Source organism: Streptomyces sp. DF42, from assembly GCF_058267695.1.
In genome coordinates, this window is record NZ_CM177859.1 from 9087609 (window position 1) to 9106538 (window position 18930).

Annotated in this window: 19 protein-coding genes and 1 pseudogene; 14 read left to right on the plus strand and 6 right to left on the minus strand. The window is 69.9% G+C overall.

Annotation, left to right across the window (positions count from 1 at the left end):
• Window positions 1–171 precede the first annotated feature (171 nt).
• Window positions 172–534 (plus strand): hypothetical protein, encoded by a 363-nt coding sequence (locus tag ACYUED_RS41655; RefSeq protein WP_491289588.1) that lies wholly within the window; start codon window positions 172–174, stop codon window positions 532–534.
• On the plus strand, window positions 531–1190 hold the full coding sequence (locus ACYUED_RS41660; protein WP_491289589.1) for a nucleotidyl transferase AbiEii/AbiGii toxin family protein: 660 nt from the start codon (window positions 531–533) through the stop codon (window positions 1188–1190). Before ACYUED_RS41655 ends, ACYUED_RS41660 begins: the two co-directional genes overlap by 4 nt.
• A gap of 109 nt (window positions 1191–1299) precedes the next feature.
• Here ACYUED_RS41660 and ACYUED_RS41665 read toward each other — a convergent pair whose 3' ends face one another.
• On the minus strand, window positions 1300–2295 hold the full coding sequence (locus ACYUED_RS41665) for a LamG domain-containing protein (RefSeq protein ID WP_491289590.1): 996 nt from the start codon (window positions 2293–2295) through the stop codon (window positions 1300–1302).
• Window positions 2296–2326: 31 nt separating this feature from the next.
• Window positions 2327–2500 (minus strand): annotated as a pseudogene (locus ACYUED_RS41670) (IS701 family transposase); the annotation flags it as partial.
• A gap of 26 nt (window positions 2501–2526) precedes the next feature.
• Between ACYUED_RS41670 and ACYUED_RS41675 the strand changes: the two are divergent.
• The gene (locus ACYUED_RS41675; RefSeq protein ID WP_491289591.1) at window positions 2527–2916 is read left to right on the plus strand and encodes a Tn3 family transposase; all 390 of its coding nucleotides are present in this window, start codon (window positions 2527–2529) and stop codon (window positions 2914–2916) included.
• 104 nt (window positions 2917–3020) lie between these two features.
• Here the strand turns inward: ACYUED_RS41675 and ACYUED_RS41680 are convergent, their stop codons facing one another.
• Together ACYUED_RS41680 and ACYUED_RS41685 are read right to left on the minus strand one after the other, a co-directional pair.
• Entirely contained in the window at window positions 3021–3950 is a 930-nt protein-coding gene (locus ACYUED_RS41680; RefSeq protein ID WP_491289592.1) for a multicopper oxidase family protein, read from the minus strand.
• Between the two features lie 221 nt (window positions 3951–4171).
• Complete coding sequence (locus ACYUED_RS41685; RefSeq protein ID WP_491289593.1) at window positions 4172–4513, minus strand: multicopper oxidase domain-containing protein; 342 nt, start codon at window positions 4511–4513, stop codon at window positions 4172–4174.
• A 467-nt stretch (window positions 4514–4980) separates the two neighbouring features.
• Here ACYUED_RS41685 and ACYUED_RS41690 point away from each other — a divergent pair, with 467 nt between their 5' ends.
• The 7 genes from ACYUED_RS41690 to ACYUED_RS41720 all read left to right on the plus strand — a co-directional run bounded on the left by ACYUED_RS41690 (window position 4981) and on the right by ACYUED_RS41720 (window position 10517).
• On the plus strand, window positions 4981–5832 hold the full coding sequence (locus ACYUED_RS41690) for an alpha/beta fold hydrolase (protein WP_491289594.1): 852 nt from the start codon (window positions 4981–4983) through the stop codon (window positions 5830–5832).
• Complete coding sequence (locus ACYUED_RS41695) at window positions 5829–7520, plus strand: bifunctional 3-(3-hydroxy-phenyl)propionate/3-hydroxycinnamic acid hydroxylase (protein WP_491289595.1); 1692 nt, start codon at window positions 5829–5831, stop codon at window positions 7518–7520. The genes ACYUED_RS41690 and ACYUED_RS41695 overlap by 4 nt, the downstream gene beginning before the upstream one ends.
• Window positions 7517–7822, plus strand: coding sequence for an NIPSNAP family protein (locus ACYUED_RS41700; RefSeq protein WP_491289596.1), 306 nt, complete (start codon window positions 7517–7519; stop codon window positions 7820–7822). The genes ACYUED_RS41695 and ACYUED_RS41700 overlap by 4 nt, the downstream gene beginning before the upstream one ends.
• Before the next feature lie 57 nt (window positions 7823–7879).
• Entirely contained in the window at window positions 7880–8311 is a 432-nt protein-coding gene (locus tag ACYUED_RS41705) for a carboxymuconolactone decarboxylase family protein (protein WP_491289597.1), read from the plus strand.
• Window positions 8312–9010: 699 nt separating this feature from the next.
• The gene (gene panD / locus ACYUED_RS41710; RefSeq protein WP_491289598.1) at window positions 9011–9430 is read left to right on the plus strand and encodes an aspartate 1-decarboxylase; all 420 of its coding nucleotides are present in this window, start codon (window positions 9011–9013) and stop codon (window positions 9428–9430) included.
• Between the two features lie 24 nt (window positions 9431–9454).
• The gene (locus tag ACYUED_RS41715) at window positions 9455–9799 is read left to right on the plus strand and encodes a GNAT family N-acetyltransferase (RefSeq protein ID WP_491289599.1); all 345 of its coding nucleotides are present in this window, start codon (window positions 9455–9457) and stop codon (window positions 9797–9799) included.
• Between the two features lie 43 nt (window positions 9800–9842).
• Window positions 9843–10517 (plus strand): aspartate/glutamate racemase family protein, encoded by a 675-nt coding sequence (locus ACYUED_RS41720; protein WP_491289600.1) that lies wholly within the window; start codon window positions 9843–9845, stop codon window positions 10515–10517.
• A 785-nt stretch (window positions 10518–11302) separates the two neighbouring features.
• On the opposite strand, the gene gnd is transcribed toward ACYUED_RS41720, so the two are convergent.
• Window positions 11303–12742, minus strand: a complete 1440-nt coding sequence (gene gnd / locus ACYUED_RS41725; RefSeq protein ID WP_491289601.1) for an NADP-dependent phosphogluconate dehydrogenase — start codon at window positions 12740–12742, stop codon at window positions 11303–11305.
• A gap of 278 nt (window positions 12743–13020) precedes the next feature.
• On the opposite strand from gnd, the gene ACYUED_RS41730 reads away from it, so the two are divergent.
• Window positions 13021–14214, plus strand: a complete 1194-nt coding sequence (locus tag ACYUED_RS41730; protein WP_491294678.1) for a transglycosylase family protein — start codon at window positions 13021–13023, stop codon at window positions 14212–14214.
• Here the strand turns inward: ACYUED_RS41730 and ACYUED_RS41735 are convergent.
• Window positions 14204–15382, minus strand: coding sequence for a DMT family transporter (locus ACYUED_RS41735; protein WP_491289602.1), 1179 nt, complete (start codon window positions 15380–15382; stop codon window positions 14204–14206). The two genes, ACYUED_RS41730 and ACYUED_RS41735, sit on opposite strands and share 11 nt — an antisense overlap.
• A 209-nt stretch (window positions 15383–15591) precedes the next feature.
• On the opposite strand from ACYUED_RS41735, the gene ACYUED_RS41740 reads away from it, so the two are divergent.
• The 3 genes from ACYUED_RS41740 to glgC all read left to right on the plus strand — a co-directional run bounded on the left by ACYUED_RS41740 (window position 15592) and on the right by glgC (window position 18918).
• The gene (locus ACYUED_RS41740; protein ID WP_491289603.1) at window positions 15592–16416 is read left to right on the plus strand and encodes a (2Fe-2S)-binding protein; all 825 of its coding nucleotides are present in this window, start codon (window positions 15592–15594) and stop codon (window positions 16414–16416) included.
• Between the two features lie 38 nt (window positions 16417–16454).
• Window positions 16455–17606 carry a glycogen synthase gene (gene glgA / locus ACYUED_RS41745; protein ID WP_491294679.1) on the plus strand — a complete coding sequence of 384 codons (1152 nt, stop codon included), beginning with the start codon at window positions 16455–16457 and terminating at the stop codon, window positions 17604–17606.
• A gap of 91 nt (window positions 17607–17697) precedes the next feature.
• On the plus strand, window positions 17698–18918 hold the full coding sequence (glgC, locus tag ACYUED_RS41750; protein ID WP_491289604.1) for a glucose-1-phosphate adenylyltransferase: 1221 nt from the start codon (window positions 17698–17700) through the stop codon (window positions 18916–18918).
• Window positions 18919–18930: the final 12 nt, after the last annotated feature.

Genomic DNA, 18930 nt, shown 5'->3' on the forward strand with positions numbered 1-18930 from the left:
AAGAAGGCTTTCTGCGCGTTGACATTGTCAACGCATCGCCCTGTGTGAATGGCGTGATGGGGGAGGGGCGGGCTGCCAGGGTCCGGCGTGAACTCCATCTCGCGTACGAGGGGGAACGGAGCCGCCTCTCTATCCGCCATGCCGCCGCCTCCCAGCAGCGATACTGGATGCATGGACCCGACGATCACCGCCCCCCGCGCCGAGGTGCTGCGAGACCGCTACCGCAGCCGACTGCCCGAACGTTTGCAGGAACTGGCCGGCCCCGTCGAGGGCAACGTGGACCTGCCGCTCCACATCGTCTGGTCCGGGCGGACGAGCTACAGCCTGGACCGTCCGAAGTCCCGCATGACGCTCTACAGGACCGTCCTTGCCGAAGGACTGAGTGAGGACCTGGTGACCCTCCTGAACCACCGGCTGCTCGCCGAGCAGTGGCCCGTGCTGCGGCGCTTGATCAGTCCCTACATCCGCGAGGTCTGGGAGGACGCTTTCCCAGCGCTGCTCCGCACCGCTCCGGCCGACACGACTGCCGCGTGAAGCTCACCCCGCTCCACGAGCGTCTCCTCGCCGACATCCTCGACCTCGGCTCCCCCTATCCTCTCGTCCTCACCGGTGGATACGCCGTGCAGGCCCACGGCCTGGTCGAACGCTTCAGCCGTGACCTCGACGTCGCCACCGAGAACCCCGCTCCGATGCAGGAGATCGTCGCCTCACTCACAGCAGGTCTCCGCGGGCGCGGATGGCGGACGACGCACGTCCAGACCGACCCGCTCAGCGGCCGGTTCCTCGTCACCGATCCGGACACCGGCGAGGAATGCGAGGTCGACGTCCTCAAGGAGGCGTTCTGGGCTCCGCCCGCCCAGACCCCTTACGGCCCCGTTCTTTCCCTCGACGACGTGATCGGCACCAAGGTCCGTGCCCTCGCCGACCGCGGCACCGTCCGCGACCTCATCGACGTCCAGGCTGCCTCCCGCCACCGCTCCACCGCCGACCTCGAATCCCTGGGCCGCCGTCGCGCCCACGACGAGTTCAGCCTCGAAGACCTCCGGGACCGGCTTATCGGCGCGGACTGGTACGAGGATGAGGACTACACCGCGTACGGGCTCACCTCCCGGCAGATCGATGAACTCAAGGCGTGGGCGCTGGAGTGGGCGGAGGATCTGGGTGCGCGGATCCATGACGAGAACGCCTGAGGCGGTCATCGCTTCCATCCCCTCGAAGCCCGAGACTGCTACGGCCTGAGCGCGGCGGCCCGCCGCCCCCTTCCGGGAGTGGCGGGCCGCCGTGTGTGAAAGCCCGGGCTCAGGAGAGCTGGGTGGGAACCGGGCGGTTCCTGTCGAGTGAGGCGACACCGCCCGGAGTGAGTGCCTCGGTGAAGAGCTGTACGTCGGCCACCTTGCCGCTGGCGTACTCCCCGTAGCGACCCTCAGCGATCCTGCGCCCGATCTGCAGCGGCCCGTTCGCGTTCCAGACCGTGCCCTCGTAGGAGGCGGTGGCGGCCAGGTCGTCGTTGACGTAGAGACGCAACTGCTGGGTGTCGGCGTCGAAGACACCGACGAGGTGGAACCAGGTGTTGGTCTTCGGGATCTGTGCCCCCGTGGTGGGTCCGTAGGCGCTGGTGAACTTGCCGCCGGTGTCGTCCGCGTGGGCGTGGCCGAAGGCGAAGGCGTGTGCGCCGCTGGAGTAGTACAGCTGGAGGCCGTTGGCGCTGGTGCCGGACTGCGAGACGAAGGTTGAGTTCGCGGTCAGGCTGCTGAGGTCGGCCCAGGCCGAGACGGTGTAGCTGCGGCTGGTGTCGAGCACGGGGCCCGCGGTCGCGGCGTATCCGGTGCTGCCGTTGAGGGCGAGCGCGCTGCCCCGGGCGGCGTCGGCGGCCACGGTGGCGCCACCGTTCAGGGTGAGGCCCTTGGCCGGGCGGATGCTGTCCGCGGGGCCGTCCAGCTTCCACCAGTCGCTCGGCTGGTGGACGTGACCGATGCTCACCGGGGCGGTGAACTGTGCGAGGCCGCCCTCGGCCGCGGCGCCCGGGTACTCGATCATCCGGCCGGAGCGGGAGGCGGCGTACAGCGCAGGGAAGCCGGTGCCCTGCACGTCGCCCGGAGAGGCGGCGGTGGGGGAGTCCTGCTCGCCCACGCCGACCGGGAGCACCCGCTGGGCGGCGGGCAGTTCATTGCCGTTCGTGGCGGCCCACTTCTGGTCGGCGAGGCAGCGGCCGGACTGGGGGTTCTTGAGCGTGCCCGGGTACGGGCCGGGGACCCACTCCTGGGAGCCGGTGTTGTTGCACTGGTAGAGCTGCACCAGGGTGCCGTTGTCGGTGTCGCCCTTAGCAAGCGATGTAGTACGACATCTCTTCGGGCCGGCTGACGCTGCGGCGGGCGAGAACCCAGTGCCGGCGGTCCTCGCGGTGCCAGGGCCTGACCTCGACGCGGGCCCAGTCGAAGATCCGCCGGCCGTGGGCGCCCGCGCCGCAAGAACGGCGCTTCCACTTCTGCGCTGTGCTACCTCTCGGATGCGCCACTGCGCCGGCGGGTGACGGCGGCAACCAACAAGGTGGAGTCGTTCAACCGGTTCTTCCAGTGGATCGGCTTCGGCAATCGCGGCGTCATCGCCGACAACGACCCCATCGAGCAGGAGAAGGCGATGAAGTTCAACGCCCTGCTCACGAACGCGGTGATCTTCCACAATGCCCTGGACATCGCGGAGATCGCCCGTCAGCTACTGGAGGAAGGGTGGGAGATCGCCCCGGAGGACCTGGCCCACATCTCGCCGTACCTGACCGAGCACATCAACCGGTTCGGCGAGTATTCCACGCACGAACTCGGCATCCAGCCCGACGCATACGACCCGAAACTCGACGTCGACTTCACCCCGCTGCGCGAGCAGGACCTGACCGCCGTCGGCCTCGACCAGGCCGCCTGACGGTGACGTGCCTTCAGCGACGCAGGACGCTGACGCCTCCCTGCCCGGGATCGGGGCGTCCTCGCATCCTGAGCCTCCGGCGCCCGCCGGCGCCGGAGGGTTGGTCATCCAGCAGCGATGACGTTCAGGTAGCCCATCATTCCGGTGTCCTCGTGTCCGGTGATGTGGCAGTGGAAGAACCATTTCCCGGTGAAGTCGGTGAAGCGGATCCGGATCACCACTTTTCCGGGCTTTCCGTTGACTGCGTGGGGGACGCTCACGACGTCCATGTAGTCGGCACGGGGCTGGGCGACGCCGTTCACGCTGAGGACCTGGAACGGCGCGACGTGGAGATGGAACGGATGATTCTGGTGAGCCGTGTTCGTGAGCGTCCATTCTTCGACCGTTCCGAGGGTGGCCGGTTCCGCGAAAGTCGGCTTCGTGTGGTCGAACAGCTTGCCGTTGATCCAGAAGTGGTTGCCGGCGTCGTCGTTCAGGACGATGCTTCGGGATCGGGCGATGGGTTCTTTGGACAGATCGGGGTGGGATCCGGGAAGCGGCCCGGCGATCTGGGGCGAGGTGGCCATGCCGGCCCGTCCTGCGGTGGCAGCCGGCCCCGCATTCCCGCTGTCCTTCTGGACGTTGACCTTCATGAGGGTGGTGTCGGGGTATTCGTCGCCGGCACCGTTGAAGGGGTCGGGCCCGGTCTTGTGGTCGAGGGTTCTGAGCCAGGTCGATCCGGTGGCTCCGGCGGTCACCAGGACGTCGAAGCGTCTGCCGGGCGGCATCAGAAGGTGTTTGGCCCGGGCCGGCGCCGCGGCGGGAATCCCGTCCTGGTTGACCACGGTGAAGGTGCCGCCGTCGAGCTGGAGGTCGTAGGCGATGGCGTAGCCCTCGTTGGCGATGCGCCACAACTGGGTTTCCCCGGCCTTCATGGTCAGCGTGGGCTGGTATTGGCCGTTGACCAGCCGGACCGTCGGCGATGCGGGCTCGAGGACCCCGTCGGGGTAGACGATCGAGCTGGATGAGTTGATCTGGGTGTCCTTGAGCGCCAAGGTGCGAGCGGTGATCCCGCGGTAGGCCGGTGGCAGAGTTTCGCGGCTGTCCCCGACGATGATGGTTCCCGACAGCCCCGCCCCGATCTGGCTCTCAGTTCCATTGCAGCGAACGTTCGCGGGTGCGGGGCTCATCGTCATCCCCGGCATCGGACGGCCGTTCCCGTCGCACATCTCGTGGTCGTGGTACCAGTACGTTCCGGGTTCCTGGTTGGCGGGAATTAGGTCTGAATCTGCCCCGGCTTGACGGACAGGTCTATGTTGTCCGCGCTTCCCTTCGGGGACAGGTGCATCCCGTGGTAGTGCATGTTGGTGGACGTGCCGAGATGATTGGCCAGTTTCAAGGTGACACGCTGGCCTGGAACCACATGGAGGGTCGGCCCGACGAGACTCCCGTTATAGGTCTCCGCGAGGACCTTCTTGTCCGAGATCATCACCTCTTGCTGAACCGCCGTCAGCTGGACGTTGAGATCCTTCGGGGTCGCCGGGTTGAGGTCGGGCGGTTCCACCAGCGCAGCGCCGGGAACCATGCCGGCCGCCTGCTCTTTGGTCGTCCGCAGCAACTCTCCCTTGGGCGGCGCGGGCGGCAGTCCGGTAAACGCCGGATCTGGCGCTCCGGTAGCCGCCGAGTGCGAGTGCGAGTGCGAGTGCGGCTCTGCGCTCTGGCAGCCTGCGAGGCAGACGGACAAGAGAGCGGCCCCGACAGCGACTGCTCCGAGGCGGGTAACACGCGATCGAGGCGCGGTCGAACGTGCGGACAAAGGCTTTCCTCACTCGGCGGCGGAGCAGATGCGCTCCTCCTGAACGGGAAGAACATTGAGACCCCGAATCGGGCGCCCGGCCTTCGTGGCGGTGGCCCTTCCTGACCGTGGCCTTCCCAGGGGTTCTTCTGGGGAGTCCCCGGGGCCTGGAAGAAGGGCTGTAGGGCCCCTCATGGCGTGGTCGTCCTGGAGTCGGATTCAAGACTCGGACAGGAGACGGTGGAAAGGGATCCGACACCTGGCCGGAACCACCCCGCCGATCGGCGGGGATGAAGCGGAAGATCGGCGGATGTCCTGCCGCCCCGTCACGCATCGAAGCTGGAGTTGCACGAAGCGAAAGGAGCATCATCGTCATGCTGCACGGCCTGCGCAGCTACGCCCGCACGTTCGCCCCGCTGGCCGCCCGCCTCGCCGGCAGCCACCGGATCCTCGCCGTGGACGCCCGCGGGCGGGGGGACAGCGACTGGGACCCGCAGGGCGAGTACTACACCTCCGCGTACGTCAGCGATCTGGAGCAGTTCGCCGACCGACTGGGCGTGGAGCGCTTCATCCTGCTGGGCCACTCGATGGGCGGTACCACTTCCTACGTCTACGCGGCCCGCCACCCCGATCGGGTCACCGCGCTGATCGTCGAGGACATCGGCCCCGGCTCGTCGATCTCCGGGGAGGGAGCCGAGCGCATCAAGCGCGAAATGGGCGCCACCCCTGCGGAGTTCCCCCACTTCGAAGCCGCTCGTACCTACTGGCGCACGCTCCGTCCCGGCATCTCCGAGGCGGCTCTGGAATCCCGGCTCACCAACACACTGCGACCGGGCACCTGCGGTCGATGGCTGTGGAAGTTCGACATGCCGGGTATCGCGAAGGCCCGCCTGAATGCCGATCCTGCCCGCCAGGTGGACCTGTGGCCCCACGTCGACGGGCTGCGCTGCCCGACCCTGGTCATCCGCGGCGGTGCGTCCGACTTCCTGCCCGCGGCCACCGCCGAGGCCATGACCGCGCGCAACCCGCGGGTGCGGGCGGTGGAGATACCCGGCGCGGGCCACTACGTCCACGACGACGCCCCGGATCTGTTCCACCACCAGATCGCACAGTTCCTGACCGATCCGGAGGCCAGCCCATGAGCGAACCCACCGAGATCCGTACCGAGGTGGCCGTCGTCGGTGCTGGACCCTGCGGCGCCACAGTCGCCAACTACCTTGGCCTGTACGGGGTACAGGCCCTGCTCATCGACCGCAGCACCGAGATCATCGACTACCCCCGCGCCGTCGGCATGGACGACGAATGCGTACGCAGCTTCCAGGGCATCGGGCTCGCGGAGGAGATGCTCGCCGACGCGGTCCGCAACGTCCCGCTCAAGATGTTCGGAGCGGACGGCCGGTGCTTCGCCGACATCCGGCCCACCACCAACGAATACGGCTGGCCCCGCCGGAACATCTTCATGCAGCAGCTGGCCGAGGCCACGCTGCGCACGGGCCTGGAACGCTACCCGCGGATCAAGCCGATGCTGGGCCACGAACTCGTCCGGCTGGAGCAGGACGGCACCGAGGTGCGCCTCGATGTGAGAGGTCCCGCCGGTGAGAAGGTGCTGGTGCGTGCCCAGTACGTGGTCGCCGCGGACGGCGGCCGCAGCACGATCCGCACCCACCTGGGGATCCCCCTGGTCGGGGACACCCATCCACGCAAGTGGGTGGTGGTCGAGTGCGACAACGATCCGCTCGACGCCCCCTACACCGGCCTGCACTGTGATCCGAAGCGGCCGTACGTCTGCGTGGACCTGCCCTACAACTACCGGCGCTGGGAGTTCATGCTCTTCCCCGGCGAGGACGCCGAGGCGATGCTCCGGCCCGAGAAGGTACATGAGCTGCTGACCGGCCATGTGCCCGACCCGACGGCGCTGAACATCGTCCGGGCGCGCGTCTACACCCACCACTCGCGCGTCGCCGCCCGCTTCCTCGACGGCCGGATCTGCCTGGTGGGCGACGCCGCCCATCTGATGCCGCCGTGGGCCGGGCAGGGCATGAACACCGGAATCCGGGACGCCACCAACGTCGCCTGGAAGCTCGCCGCCGTGGTGACGGGCCGGGCGCACCCGCGGATCCTGTCCACGTACGACACCGAGCGACGCGAGCACGCCAAGGCGATGGTCGGACTGTCGGACACCCTTGGCCGCGTGCTCTCGTCGACCAGCACCTGGGCGGCACGCACCCGCGACGTTCTGCTCCGCGGTCTCACGGTGGCGCCACAGGTGCGCGACTGGCTCCTGGAGATGCGGTTCAAGCCGATGCCGCGCTACACGGGGGGCGTTGTGCTGCACAGTCGGCGGCCCGTGGCCAAGGACTCGGCCGTCGGCCGGATGATCGTCCAGCCGAACGTGGAGACGGCGGACGGGCGGTCGGTGCCGCTCGACGACATGCTCGGTGAGTGGTTCGCTCTCGTCGGTTACGGAACCGACCCGCTGGTGCACCTGGACCCCGAGTCCCGTGCCTTCTGGGACAGGATCGGCACTCGTTACGTCACCGTCGTCGAGTCCCGTTCAGGGCGTTCGCGCACCGAGCGCCTGCGCTCAGGCACTGACTCGGTCGTCCTGGAGGACCTCGACGGCGCCTTGCGGAAATGGTTCGCCGCCCAGTCCGGCACCGTGGCCGTGATCCGTCCCGACCGCTATGTGGCGGCCATGGCCGACACCGCGGAACTCGCGGGCATGAGCGGCGACTTCGAGCGGCTGCTGTCCCCCCGGCGGCAGCCGGACGCACACGACGAGAAGCCGCCCCGGCCGGCGGTCGTCCTGGCCGACGGGGGTGCGTCGTGATCATCGAGGAACGCAACTATCTGGTCAGACCCGGGGCGGCCGCGAAGTACGCCCAGTTGTGGGACGAGTACGGCCGCGAACCCCAGGTGCGCATCCTCGGGAACCTGCTCGGCTTCTACGTCACCGAGGTGGGGGAACTGAACACGCTGGTCTACCTGTGGGGCTACGAAGGGTTGGACGACCGGGTCAAGAGGCGGGCCGAGCTCGCCGCAGACCCCGACTTCGCGGCATTCCGCGCCCAGGTGAGAGACCTGCTGGTGCGTCAGTCCAACAGGATCCTCACGCCCGCCCTGCCGTCCTGAACACCTGCGCCGCGGAGCGGAAGCGGCGACCGAACAGCACTCGCGCCCAGGAGCACAATGTCCACCGACGCCCAGACCCCGAACAACGCGCAGGAATACATCGACGCGATGGCCCGAGAACGCGGGTACGTTCTCGACTACCACAAGGTCATGGCCCAGCACGACTTCGAGGTGCTGCAGGCGACCAACGCCCTGGTGCGGGCCGCCTATCTCGCTCCTCGCGCCCTGGACCCTCGTACCAAGGAACTGCTCTTCATCCTGAGCCTGACCGTGATGAGAGCGGGCAAAGGACACATCCAGAGCCACATCCGGGTAGCACTGGACCTTGGTGTCACCTCGCAGGAGATCCTCGAAGCGATCGAGATCGCCCTCCCGGAGGCAGGAATCGTCGCCTTCCAGGCGGGCTTGGACGCATGGCGCGAGGTGGTCGACGCCCGCGGCGTCGAACCCACCGTGCAGGTGCACCAGGGCGGCTCGGGAACGGGCTGACAGAGCCCCTGCCGGGCGTTCCTCGACGTCCCTCAGCCTTACGGTGCAGGTCACCGTACTGGTCGGGGCCCCGTCGGGCCATGGCCCAGGATGCGAACATCCCTCATCGGTGGAACGCCCGCAAGCATGGACAAAACGCGACTGATCCCCCTCCGAGGTAGGCGGTTGCTGACCTGCATCGGGGGCGCCAGCGGTGGTGCCCTGCCGATAGGTGAGGGAGCCGTCGCGGCAGGCGACCCTCGACACCAACGTGCTCGCGGAGCCAACGGCTGAGCTGTTCCGCGTCCCGTCCCTCCCAGAGTGTCGTGCGCCGCTACCCGTGTCGCGGCTGTCGCCGTACTACACGGCGGCGGCCGCGTAGCGCGGCGTGAACCTCGTACGCCTGCTGGCGCGACTCCCCAGCCCGTGCTGTGGCCGCGGCCAAGGCGCTGGCGTGGAGGCACGTCGTCCGTGGGCAGAGTGGTCTCCCGGATCTTTGATGGCTCATCAGGTAAGTCAGCATCCGGTCAGCATGAGTCGGGCTTTCCTGGAGGATTGCCTGAACAGGCGCCGGTGCGGCGCGAAAGCCCAGGCGTGAAGCCGTCTCGCCCGAGCGGAGCGATGTTCCTCACAATTCTCGACCGGCGTGTCCCGGTGTACAGTCGACACCGCCCTTGACCTGCACAAAGCAGGCAGGGAGCCGTCAAACAGGAGTCCAAAGTGCTGCGTACTCTATTCAAGTCCAAGATCCACCGAGCCACCGTCACCCAAGCCGACCTGCACTACGTCGGATCGGTGACCATCGACGCCGATCTGCTCGACGCCGCAGACCTGTTGCCCGGCGAGCTGGTGCACATAGTCGACATCACCAACGGCTCGCGCCTGGAGACGTACGTCATCGAGGGTGAGCGGGGCTCGGGCGTGATCGGGATCAATGGAGCCGCGGCCCACCTCGTCCACCCCGGCGATCTGGTGATCATCATCAGCTACGCTCAGGTGACCGACGCCGAGGCGCGGGCATTCGAACCCCAGGTCGTGCACGTGGACCGCGACAACCGCATCGTGGCTCTGGGCGCCGACCCCTCCGAGCCGGTGCCGGGCTCGGACCAGGAGCGCAGCCCGCAGGCCATGCCCGCCTGACCGCCGAACATCAGGAGCGTGCTCATGAGCGACATCGAGATCCGCGACGACCGGGCGGCGGGCCGCCTGGAGGCTTATGTCGCTGCCGAAGTCGTCGGCCACGTCGAGTACTTCGTCCTCCAATCACCCGAGCGCGCCCTGGTCCCCGTGCACACCATCGTGGAAGTGGCCCACGAGGGGAAGGGCATCGCGGGCTCGCTGGCCCGTGAGCTGTACGGCATCGCCGAGCGCGAGGGAATCGTCGTGGCCCCGCTGTGCCCGTACGTCGTCAAGTGGGCCGAACGCCATCCTGAAGAGGCCCCCGCGGCCGACCCTGAACTGCTGCGGGCGGCGAAGAAATGGCTGGTGGCGCACCCGGGCCGGTTCTGACACCGGGCAGCCCGCCTCCTCTCGAAGAAAGGCCCTTCGCCGCATGCTGGCCCTCCTGCACACCTCGCCCCTGCACGTCCCGGTCTTCGACGCCCTGCGCGACGAGGACCACCGGGGCCTGGAGCTGCGGCACTTCGTCGACGAGGAGTTGCTGGCCCGGGCCCGCCGCGAGGGTCCGGAGGCGGTGGCGGACGAGGTGCGGGCGGTGCTGGACAAGGCCGTCGGCGAGGGCGCGCGGGCCGTTCTGTGCACCTGCTCGACCATCGGCGCCATCGCGGAGGCGGCCGCTTCCGGGGCCGGGGTGCCGGTGGTGCGCTCCGACCGTCCGATGGCGGCCGCCGCGGTGGCCGCCGGCTCGCGGGTCGTCGTCCTGGCCACCGTGGAGAGCACGTTCGGTCCGACGACGGCCCTGATCGAGGACGAGGCCCGTCGCGTCGGACGCTCCGTGCAGGCGCGGACTCAGCTCGTCGAAGGCGCCTGGAGCCACTTCGAGGCGGGTGACACCGAGGGCTGCGCCCGTCTCGTGGCGGCCGCGATCGACGCGGTCACCGGCGCCGACGCGATCGTCCTGGCCCAGGGGTCCATGGCCCCGGCCCAGCACCTCACGACGACCACGGTCGCGGTGCTGTCCAGCCCGCGCGTGGGCCTCGCCGCGGGCGCGGCGGCGGTGCATACCGCTTTGGCCCACCGGACCCTCTGCCGTCCTACGGGTGCGTGAACACGGGCGGGTGAACACAGGCGTGAGTGCGGGTGGGCGGTTGGGGAGACGGCCGTCGGGTACGCGGGGGAGTGGTCCAGAGCCGACGCCGACCGACTCGCCGGAGGGCATCATGACCGACCCGTACCCCGACCCCGTACCCCCCGGACCCGCACCTGGCCCGGACCCCCGGCCGCCGGACCCGTATCCGTCCCCGGTCCCCACACCGCAACCCCCGTCCCCGGAACCCACACCGCCGCCGCCTCCGCCCTCACCGCCGACCCCGACGCCGGACCCGGGCCCCTCCCCGTCCCCGGTCCCACCGGGCCCGGAGCCGGTCCCGAGCCCGCAGCCGGGACCTCCGCTGACCTGACCCCGATCGGTTGTCCGGCACCCCGCGGGGAGGGGACGCTCGCCGGCTGGATCAATGTCCGGCGGGACACCGACCCCCTGGGAGGTCCCGCCGAGCTGGACCGCGTGGACGTGCGGTGGCCGGACGCCGGAGGAGACCGTGAGGGCGCCGATGGCGGGATGCGCGAGCGCACGGAGACCAAGCCCGTCTTCCCGCCCATCGAGGACCATCCCATCGAGGGCCATCGAGGGCCATCGTGGTTACACCATGGACGGGCGTCTGCTCGATCTGCGCAGGGACCTCGTCCGCCGTCTGCAGGGGCGGGACACGCTGCCCCGGGCAGACCACCGAGCCGTCACCCGACGGGTGCGCCGGCCAGTGCCGCAGGGAGGAGCGGTCCGCCGGACATCCTGCGGACCGCTCCTTCGACGGGTGACGTCGTGTCCTGGGCGGACTAGGCGGACACCTCCGACCGGTCCCCGCCCCACAGCGTGTGGAACGCGCCGTCCCGGTCCGTGCGCCGGTACGTGTGCGCGCCGAAGAAGTCCCGCTGCCCCTGGGTCAGGGCCGCGGGCAGGCGCTCGGCGCGCAGGGCGTCGTAGTACGCGAGGGCCGCGGCGAAGCCGGGGGTCGGGACGCCCTGGCGGGTGGCGGCGACCAGGACCTCGCGCCAGTCGTCCTGGGCGGCCGCGATCTCCTGGGCGAACGTCTCGTCGGACAGCAGGCTCGGCAGGTCGGCGCGAGCGTCGTAGGCCGCGCGGATGCGGTCCAGGAACGCCGCCCGGATGATGCAGCCGCCGCGCCAGATGGAGGAGACGGCGCCGAGGTCGATGTCCCAGTCGTACTCCTCGCTGCCCGCCTGGATCTCGTGGAAGCCCTGCGTGTAGGAGACGATCTTCGACGCGTACAGCGCCTGCTCGACACGGTCGGCGAAAGCCCCCGCATCGGCCTCGGACAGCGGGGACGCCGTCGGGCCCGCCAGGCCGCGGGACGCCTCGCGCAGCGCCGCGTGACCCGACAGGGAGCGGGCGAAGACCGCTTCCGCGATACCGGAGACCGGGACGCCCAGGTCAAGAGCGATCTGGACGGTCCAACGGCCGGTCCCCTTCTGCTCGGCCTGGTCCACCACCACGTCCACGAACGGCTCGCCGGTCGCCGCGTCCACGTGGGACAGCACCTCGGCGGTGATCTCGATCAGGTAGGAGTCGAGCCGGCCCGTGTTCCAGGTGCGGAAGATCTCGGCGATCTGGGCGGGGGAGTATCCGGCCACGTCCCGCAGCAACTGGTACGCCTCGCCGATCAGCTGCATGTCGGCGTACTCGATGCCGTTGTGGACCATCTTCACGAAGTGCCCGGCACCGTCGGGGCCGACGTGCGTCACGCACGGCGAGCCGTCCTTCGCCTTCGCGGAGATCTTCTCCAGCATCGGGCCGAGGGAGTCGTACGACTCCCTGGGGCCGCCCGGCATGATGCTCGGGCCGTTGAGCGCGCCCTCCTCGCCGCCGGAGACACCCATGCCGACGAAGTGGATGCCCTGCTCGCGCAGGTCGTGCTCGCGGCGCCGGGTGTCCGCGAAGTGAGCGTTGCCGCCGTCGATGATCATGTCGCCGGGTTCCAGGAGCGGGGCGAACTCCTGGATCACCGCGTCGGTCGGGTCGCCGGCCTTGACCATGATGACCAGGCGCCGCGGCCGCTCCAGGGCCGCCACGAACTCCTTGGCGGTCTCGGCCGCGATGAAGTCGCCCTCGTCCCCGAACTCCTTCACCAGGGCGTGCGTGCGCGCCGCCGTCCGGTTGTGCAGCGCGACCGTGTAGCCGTTGCGTGCGAAGTTGCGGGCGAGATTGCGGCCCATGACCGCGAGTCCCGTGACGCCGATCTGGGCTGAAGTGCTCATACGGTTTGGCTCCTAAAGGATCCGGTGTCGGTGGTGCCGGTCGTGCCCGTCAGTATCGACCCACCGACCATCCTTGCCTGCCGGTTCGCCGAGCGCATGTCCGGGGTGCCCGACGTGCCGCAGGCAGATACGCGCGACGAGGCCCACCCGCCTCAGCCGATCTGCAACTCCCGTGCATTCCTGGTTGCTTGCGGGACAGGGCGGCCGATTGCCGTCTTGTCATGGCCTGTTCGGGGCGCTTACTTTTGGCCCTCGGACGCATGTCGAGGGGGATCTTCATGGCCGTACGCGGCCGGCACCGCCGGTATCAGCCGAAAAGGATCAACCGCGCCTCACTCACCATCACGGTCGGCGGCGCCGGCATGGCAATCCCGCTGATCGGCACCGGCACCGCCCACGCGGCCGACGTGTCCACCTGGAACAAGGTCGCCGCCTGCGAGTCGACCGACAACTGGAGCGTCAATACCGGCAACGGCTTCTACGGCGGACTGCAGTTCACGCAGTCGACCTGGGAGGCGTACGGCGGCACGGCGTACGCGGGGCGCGCGGATCTGGCCACCAAGGACCAGCAGATCGCCGTCGCGGAGAAGGTCCTGGACGGACAGGGGCCGCGTGCCTGGCCCCTCTGCTCGGTGAAGGCCGGACTGACCCGGGGCGGCGGCACCGCGGACGTCCATCCCGCCGGGGGCACCTCCGAGAGCGGGAGCGCCGCCAAGAAGACATCGGTGCGGGACGTGAAGCCGCAGACCACGCCTCAGTCCCGGGCGGGTACGGCCGAGATGTACACCGTGGTGCGCGGTGACAGCCTCTCCGAGATCGCCGACGACGAGCGTGTGCGAGGCGGCTGGCGGCAGCTGTACGCAGCGAACCGCAGGACGATCGGGGCGGACCCCGACCTGATCCTGCCGGGCCAGCGGCTGAAGCTGCACACGAAGGCCCCCGAAACGACCCGCGGCGGCTCCAAGTCCTCGACGGAGAAGGCGTCTTCGGCCACCGAGGAGAAAACCTCTTCGGCCACCGAGGGAAAGGCGTCTTCGGCCACCGAGCGCAAGGCCACGACCAGCAGTCACTCCCTCGTCGCCCCGGTCCACGGCTCGCTCGGCACCCCCTACCACGTGGCCGGCTCCTCCTGGTCGAAGGGCTACCACACCGGCGTCGACTTCCCGGTGCCCACCGGCACCACAGTGAAGGCGGTCGCGGCGGGCCGGGTGGTCAGCGCGGGCTGGGGCGGCAGCTACGGCTACCAGGTGGTGATACGGCACTCCGACGGCCGCTACAGCCAGTACGCCCATCTGTCGGCGATCTCCGTGAGGGCCGGGCAGAGCGTGGGCAGCGGGCAGCGTATCGGCCGATCCGGCTCCACGGGCAACGCGACGGGCCCGCATCTGCACTTCGAGGTGCGGACGGGGCCCGGTTTCGGTTCCGACATCGACCCTGTGGCCTATCTCAGGGCGGGCGGCGTCAGGATCTGACGCGCTCCCGGTGCCGGTCGTGACCCGGCATCGGGACGTACGAGCCGCCGTAGAAGGGGCCGTAGAAGCGGTAGCTGGCCGGGTCGGTGGGCTCCGCGTCGTCCTGGTCGTAGGGGTCGTAGGCCACCGCCAGGATCGTGGGGCCCGCCTGCGCGGGGACCAGGACCTCCTCGCGGAGGGCGGCCGGGGCCGGCTGCTCGGGGATCATGGCGAGCAGCTCCTCGACGGGGGCCGGTCCTGCGAGTTCCCCGGCGGGCGTCGGTCCGCGGAGTTCCCCGACGGGCGTCGGCCCGGTGGCGGGCTCGGCCGGCTCCTCCGGTGCGGCGGCCTGGACGGCGGCGCGCGCCATGCGCTCCGTCGTCAGCAGGATCAGGCCACCCGCCGCCACCACGCCGCAGCTCAGCGCGAGGGCGGTGCCTGTGGCGCCGTAGCGGAAGGTCTCGCCGAACATCGTGATGCCGACCGCGGCCGCCACCACCGGATTCACGACGGTCAGGGTGGCCAGCGGGGCCGTGAGTCCGGCGCCCCGGTAGGAGGCCTGGGACAGCAGCATGCCGGCCGTGGCGAAGACGCCGATCACGGCCAGGGAGGGAAGGTCGGTCGAGGACACGCCGTCGGTCCAGTCGACCGCGACGGTCTTGGTGAACACCGAGGACATGCCGAACGCGATGCCGGAACCGGTCGCGAGCAGCATGCTGCGCACCGCCGGGTGCCGGTGGGCGGCCCGGCCCGCGATCATCAGCGTCAGGACCACGCCGGCGGAGACCACGGCCACGCCGACCCGCTGGGCCGTGTCCAGCGACTGCGACTCGGAGGAGCCGACCAGAGACAGCAGACCGGCGAGGCCCACGGTCGCCATGATCGCGCCCCGCCAGGCGGTCGGGCCGGCCTTGCGGCCCACGAACAGCGCCGCCATCGGCAGGGCGAACACGATCGTCAGCGCGCCCAACGGCTGCACCAGGCTCAGCGGCCCGTAGGCCAGCGCCACCACGTGCAGCAGTCCGCCCAGGCCGTTGAGCGCCACCGCGGCCCACCAGGTCGGCCGGCGCAGCGGCGCGTACTCCTGGTCGGGGGAGGACACCGCGACGTGCTCCTGTACGATCGCCCCGCCCGCGTAGGCGACGGCGGAGACGAGCGACAACAGCACGGACAACGCGAGGGCACTCATGAGCTGCTCCTCTGCGTGTGGCGGGGGCGGTGAGCCCTGCGCGACGAACGGTCGGCCTTCATAAGCAACACGATGCCTTGTGGATCTGTTCCCGTCGTCGTCCCTGAGCAGGCAATGGGTCCTACTGCCGATGGAGTACGAATCGGGCGCCGTCCTCCCCAAGGTGGGCGACACGGGGGGAGGCCCCCCAATGGGAACCCCTAGGGCCCTTGGTACTACTGCTCCTCGTGGACCTCGATCAGGATCTCGCCGCCCTCGGACCGCTCGGCGGCTTCTTCGTACTGCGCACCGGCGGAGCACCGCATGCGCCCCTGCCGACGCTGGCGGCCGCGTACACGGCGTACACCGACTCGGCCTACACCGACACGACGCGCACGTACGCGACGAACGCGACATACACGTACGAAAACCAGTCTTACGACGTTTTCAGAAATCCTATTACTTTCCGGGTTGAAAAGGTCGCGCATTCTCTTCGCGCTCCTGAGATGCGGATCGCTGCCTCCGTGGCCCAGCAGGGGCTCGCGTCCCGGTTGTGGTCGGTGACGCTCGCGTGCGCCGTCCTCTATGGCAGCGTTCCCGACCTGGACCCCGGGCTGCTGCACTGGGACCCTGACGCCGGCGCCCCCGACGACCTGTGGCTCTCCGAGGTCCGCCCGCTGCCCGCGGACGCCGCGACCCTCGCGGACCTCGTGCTGGAGGGCCACCTCGAACCGCTGGGGGCGGCCCTGCGCGCCCGCCACCGCATCGCCCCCGGCCTGCTGCGGGGCAACGCGGCATCCGCACTGGCGGGCGCCGCCCGGCAACTGGACCAGTGGGCCCGCGCACACGGGCGCCCCCGGGCCGCCGCGCACACCCGCTCCCTGACCGCCGAACTCCTCGCGCACCCTCTGCTGTCCGGCACCGGCACCCTCACCGGCACCTCCTTCCGCCGCCGCAGCTGCTGCCTCTACTACCGGGTGCCCGGCGGAGGCGTGTGCGGTGACTGTTGCTTCACACGACCGCCGCGCTCTTCCGCACACGACACATCTGGGTGACCATGAGAGAACCGGTCGCCGAGAGCTGGGGGTTGCGGGTGCGAGTGGGACTGCTGACCCGGGAGTTCCCGCCGGACGTGTACGGCGGCGCGGGTGTTCATGTCGAGTTCCTCGCCCGGGAGTTGACGTCCCTGGTCGACCTCGAGGTGCACTGCTGGGGCGAGGGCCGCGGGGTGGGCGTCAAACGCCACCGACCGTGGGCCGCCCTCGACACCGCCAACGACGCGCTGCGCACGTTCTCCGTCGACCTCGCGATGGCCGCCGGACTCGAAGGCCGCGAGCTCGTGCACTCCCACACCTGGTACGCCAACCTCGGCGGCCACCTCGCCAAGATGCTGTACGGCGTACCGCATGTGATGACGGCGCACTCCCTGGAGCCGCTGCGCCCCTGGAAGGCCGAGCAGCTCGGCGGCGGATACGCCCTCTCCAGCTGGGCGGAGCGCACCGCGATCGAGACCGCCGACGCTGTGATCGCCGTGTCCGGCGCCATGCGCGAAGACATCCTCACCTGCTATCCGACGCTGGATCCGGCCAAGGTCCACATCGTGCACAACGGCATCGACACCACCCTCTACCGCCCGGACAACGGCACCGACGTGCTGGACCGCCTCTGCCTCGACCGGAAGCGCCCGTACGTCCTGTTCGTCGGCCGGATCACCCGTCAGAAGGGCGTGCCCCACCTGCTGCGGGCCGTGCGTGACATCGACCCGGCCGCGCAGGTCGTGCTGTGCGCGGGAGCGCCGGACACCCCGGAGATCGACCGGGAGTTCCGCGAGCTCTACCAGGAGCTGAGCCGCGTGCGCGAGGGCGTGCACTGGATTCCCCAGATGCTGCCGCGCCCCGAGGTGATCCAGCTCCTCACGCACGCCGCCGCGTTCGTCTGCCCGTCGGTGTACGAACCCCTCGGTATCGTCAACCTGGAGGCGATGGCCTGCGGGACTCCTGTCGTGGCCTCGCGGGTCGGCGGCATTCCCGAGGTCGTGGACGACGGCAGGACGGGGCTGCTCGTGGCCGTGGACGACGACTTCGAGGCAGGTCTCACGCGGGCACTGGACCAGGTGATCGGCGATCCGGAGGCCGGCCGCCGGATGGGCGAGGCCGGCCGGGAGCGCGCGGTGGGGGAGTTCGGCTGGGACGCCGTCGCCCGCCGTACGGTCCGTCTTTACGAGGAGACCCGCAAACTGGGCTAGAAAGGAAGGCAGCGGCAGGGAGTTCCTCGAACAGGCTTACACCCCCCTGTGCAGGGGCAGGCATGGATCAACCACGGTGAGGGGAGCGGCCATGCGTCGCGGCGGACCTTCGGTGCTCGGGATCGTACTGGCGGGCGGAGAAGGCAAACGCCTGATGCCCCTGACCGCGGACCGGGCGAAACCAGCGGTCACTTTCGGCGGCACATACCGCCTCGTCGACTTCGTCCTGTCCAATCTCGTCAACGGCGACATCCTGCGCATCTGCGTCCTCACGCAGTACAAGTCGCACTCGCTGGACCGGCACATCACCACCACCTGGCGGATGTCCAGCCTGCTCGGCAACTACGTCACCCCGGTCCCGGCGCAGCAGCGGCTCGGCCCGCGCTGGTACCTGGGCAGCGCCGACGCCATCCTGCAGTCCCTGAACCTCGTGCACGACGAGGCGCCCGAGTACGTCGTCGTCTTCGGCGCCGACCACGTGTACCGCATGGACCCCAGCCAGATGCTGGCCCAGCACATGGAGAGCGGTGCGGGTGTGACGGTCGCGGGGATCCGTGTGCCGCGCGCGGAGTCCTCGCAGTTCGGCGTGATCACCCCGGGCTCGGACGGACTGTCGGTCGAACGTTTCCTGGAGAAGCCCGCCGACCCGCCCGGGCTGGCGGACGACCCGGAGTGCGTGTTCGCCTCGATGGGCAACTACATCTTCACCACCAAGGCCCTCATCGAGGCCCTGCAGCGGGACGCCGAGGACGAGCACTCCGTGCACGACATGGGCGGCTCGATCCTGCCCCAGCTCACCGACCGCGGCGAGGCCCAGCTGTACGACTTCAGCGCCAACCACGTGCCCGGCGAGACCACCCGTGACCGCGGCTACTGGCGTGACGTCGGCACCCTCGACGCGTACTACGACGCCCACATGGACCTGATCGCCGAGCGCCCGGCCTTCAACCTCTACAACCGCCAGTGGCCCATCTACACCCACGCCAACCAGCTCTCCCCGGCCCGTTTCAACGCGGGCGGCATGGCCAGTGAGTCCATCATCAGCGCGGGCTGCCTCATCCGGGGCCAGGTCACCCGGTCCATCCTGTCCCCCGGCGTCAGGGTCGACCCGGGCGCCGTGGTCCAGGGCTCGGTCCTGCACGACAACGTCCGCATCGGCCGCGGCGCGGTGGTGCGCGGGGCGGTCCTGGACAAGAACGTCGAGGTCCCGCCGGGCGCCACGATCGGCGTCAACCCGGACCGGGACGCGGAGCTGTACACCGTCTCCAAGGGCGGGGTGATCGCCCTGGGGAAGGGGCAGGTGGTGTCCTAGCCTGCGGGCCGG

Coding starts and splice junctions, on each gene's coding strand:
- ACYUED_RS41735 (WP_491289602.1), bottom strand. CDS start 15,382: ATGAGTGCCCTCGCGTTGTCCGTGCTGTTGTCGCTCGTCTCCGCCGTC.
- ACYUED_RS41695 (WP_491289595.1), top strand. CDS start 5,829: ATGAGCGAACCCACCGAGATCCGTACCGAGGTGGCCGTCGTCGGTGCT.
- ACYUED_RS41655 (WP_491289588.1), top strand. CDS start 172: ATGGACCCGACGATCACCGCCCCCCGCGCCGAGGTGCTGCGAGACCGC.
- gnd (WP_491289601.1), bottom strand. CDS start 12,742: ATGAGCACTTCAGCCCAGATCGGCGTCACGGGACTCGCGGTCATGGGC.
- ACYUED_RS41705 (WP_491289597.1), top strand. CDS start 7,880: ATGTCCACCGACGCCCAGACCCCGAACAACGCGCAGGAATACATCGAC.
- ACYUED_RS41690 (WP_491289594.1), top strand. CDS start 4,981: ATGAAGCGGAAGATCGGCGGATGTCCTGCCGCCCCGTCACGCATCGAA.
- glgC (WP_491289604.1), top strand. CDS start 17,698: ATGCGTCGCGGCGGACCTTCGGTGCTCGGGATCGTACTGGCGGGCGGA.
- ACYUED_RS41715 (WP_491289599.1), top strand. CDS start 9,455: ATGAGCGACATCGAGATCCGCGACGACCGGGCGGCGGGCCGCCTGGAG.
- ACYUED_RS41720 (WP_491289600.1), top strand. CDS start 9,843: ATGCTGGCCCTCCTGCACACCTCGCCCCTGCACGTCCCGGTCTTCGAC.
- ACYUED_RS41730 (WP_491294678.1), top strand. CDS start 13,021: ATGGCCGTACGCGGCCGGCACCGCCGGTATCAGCCGAAAAGGATCAAC.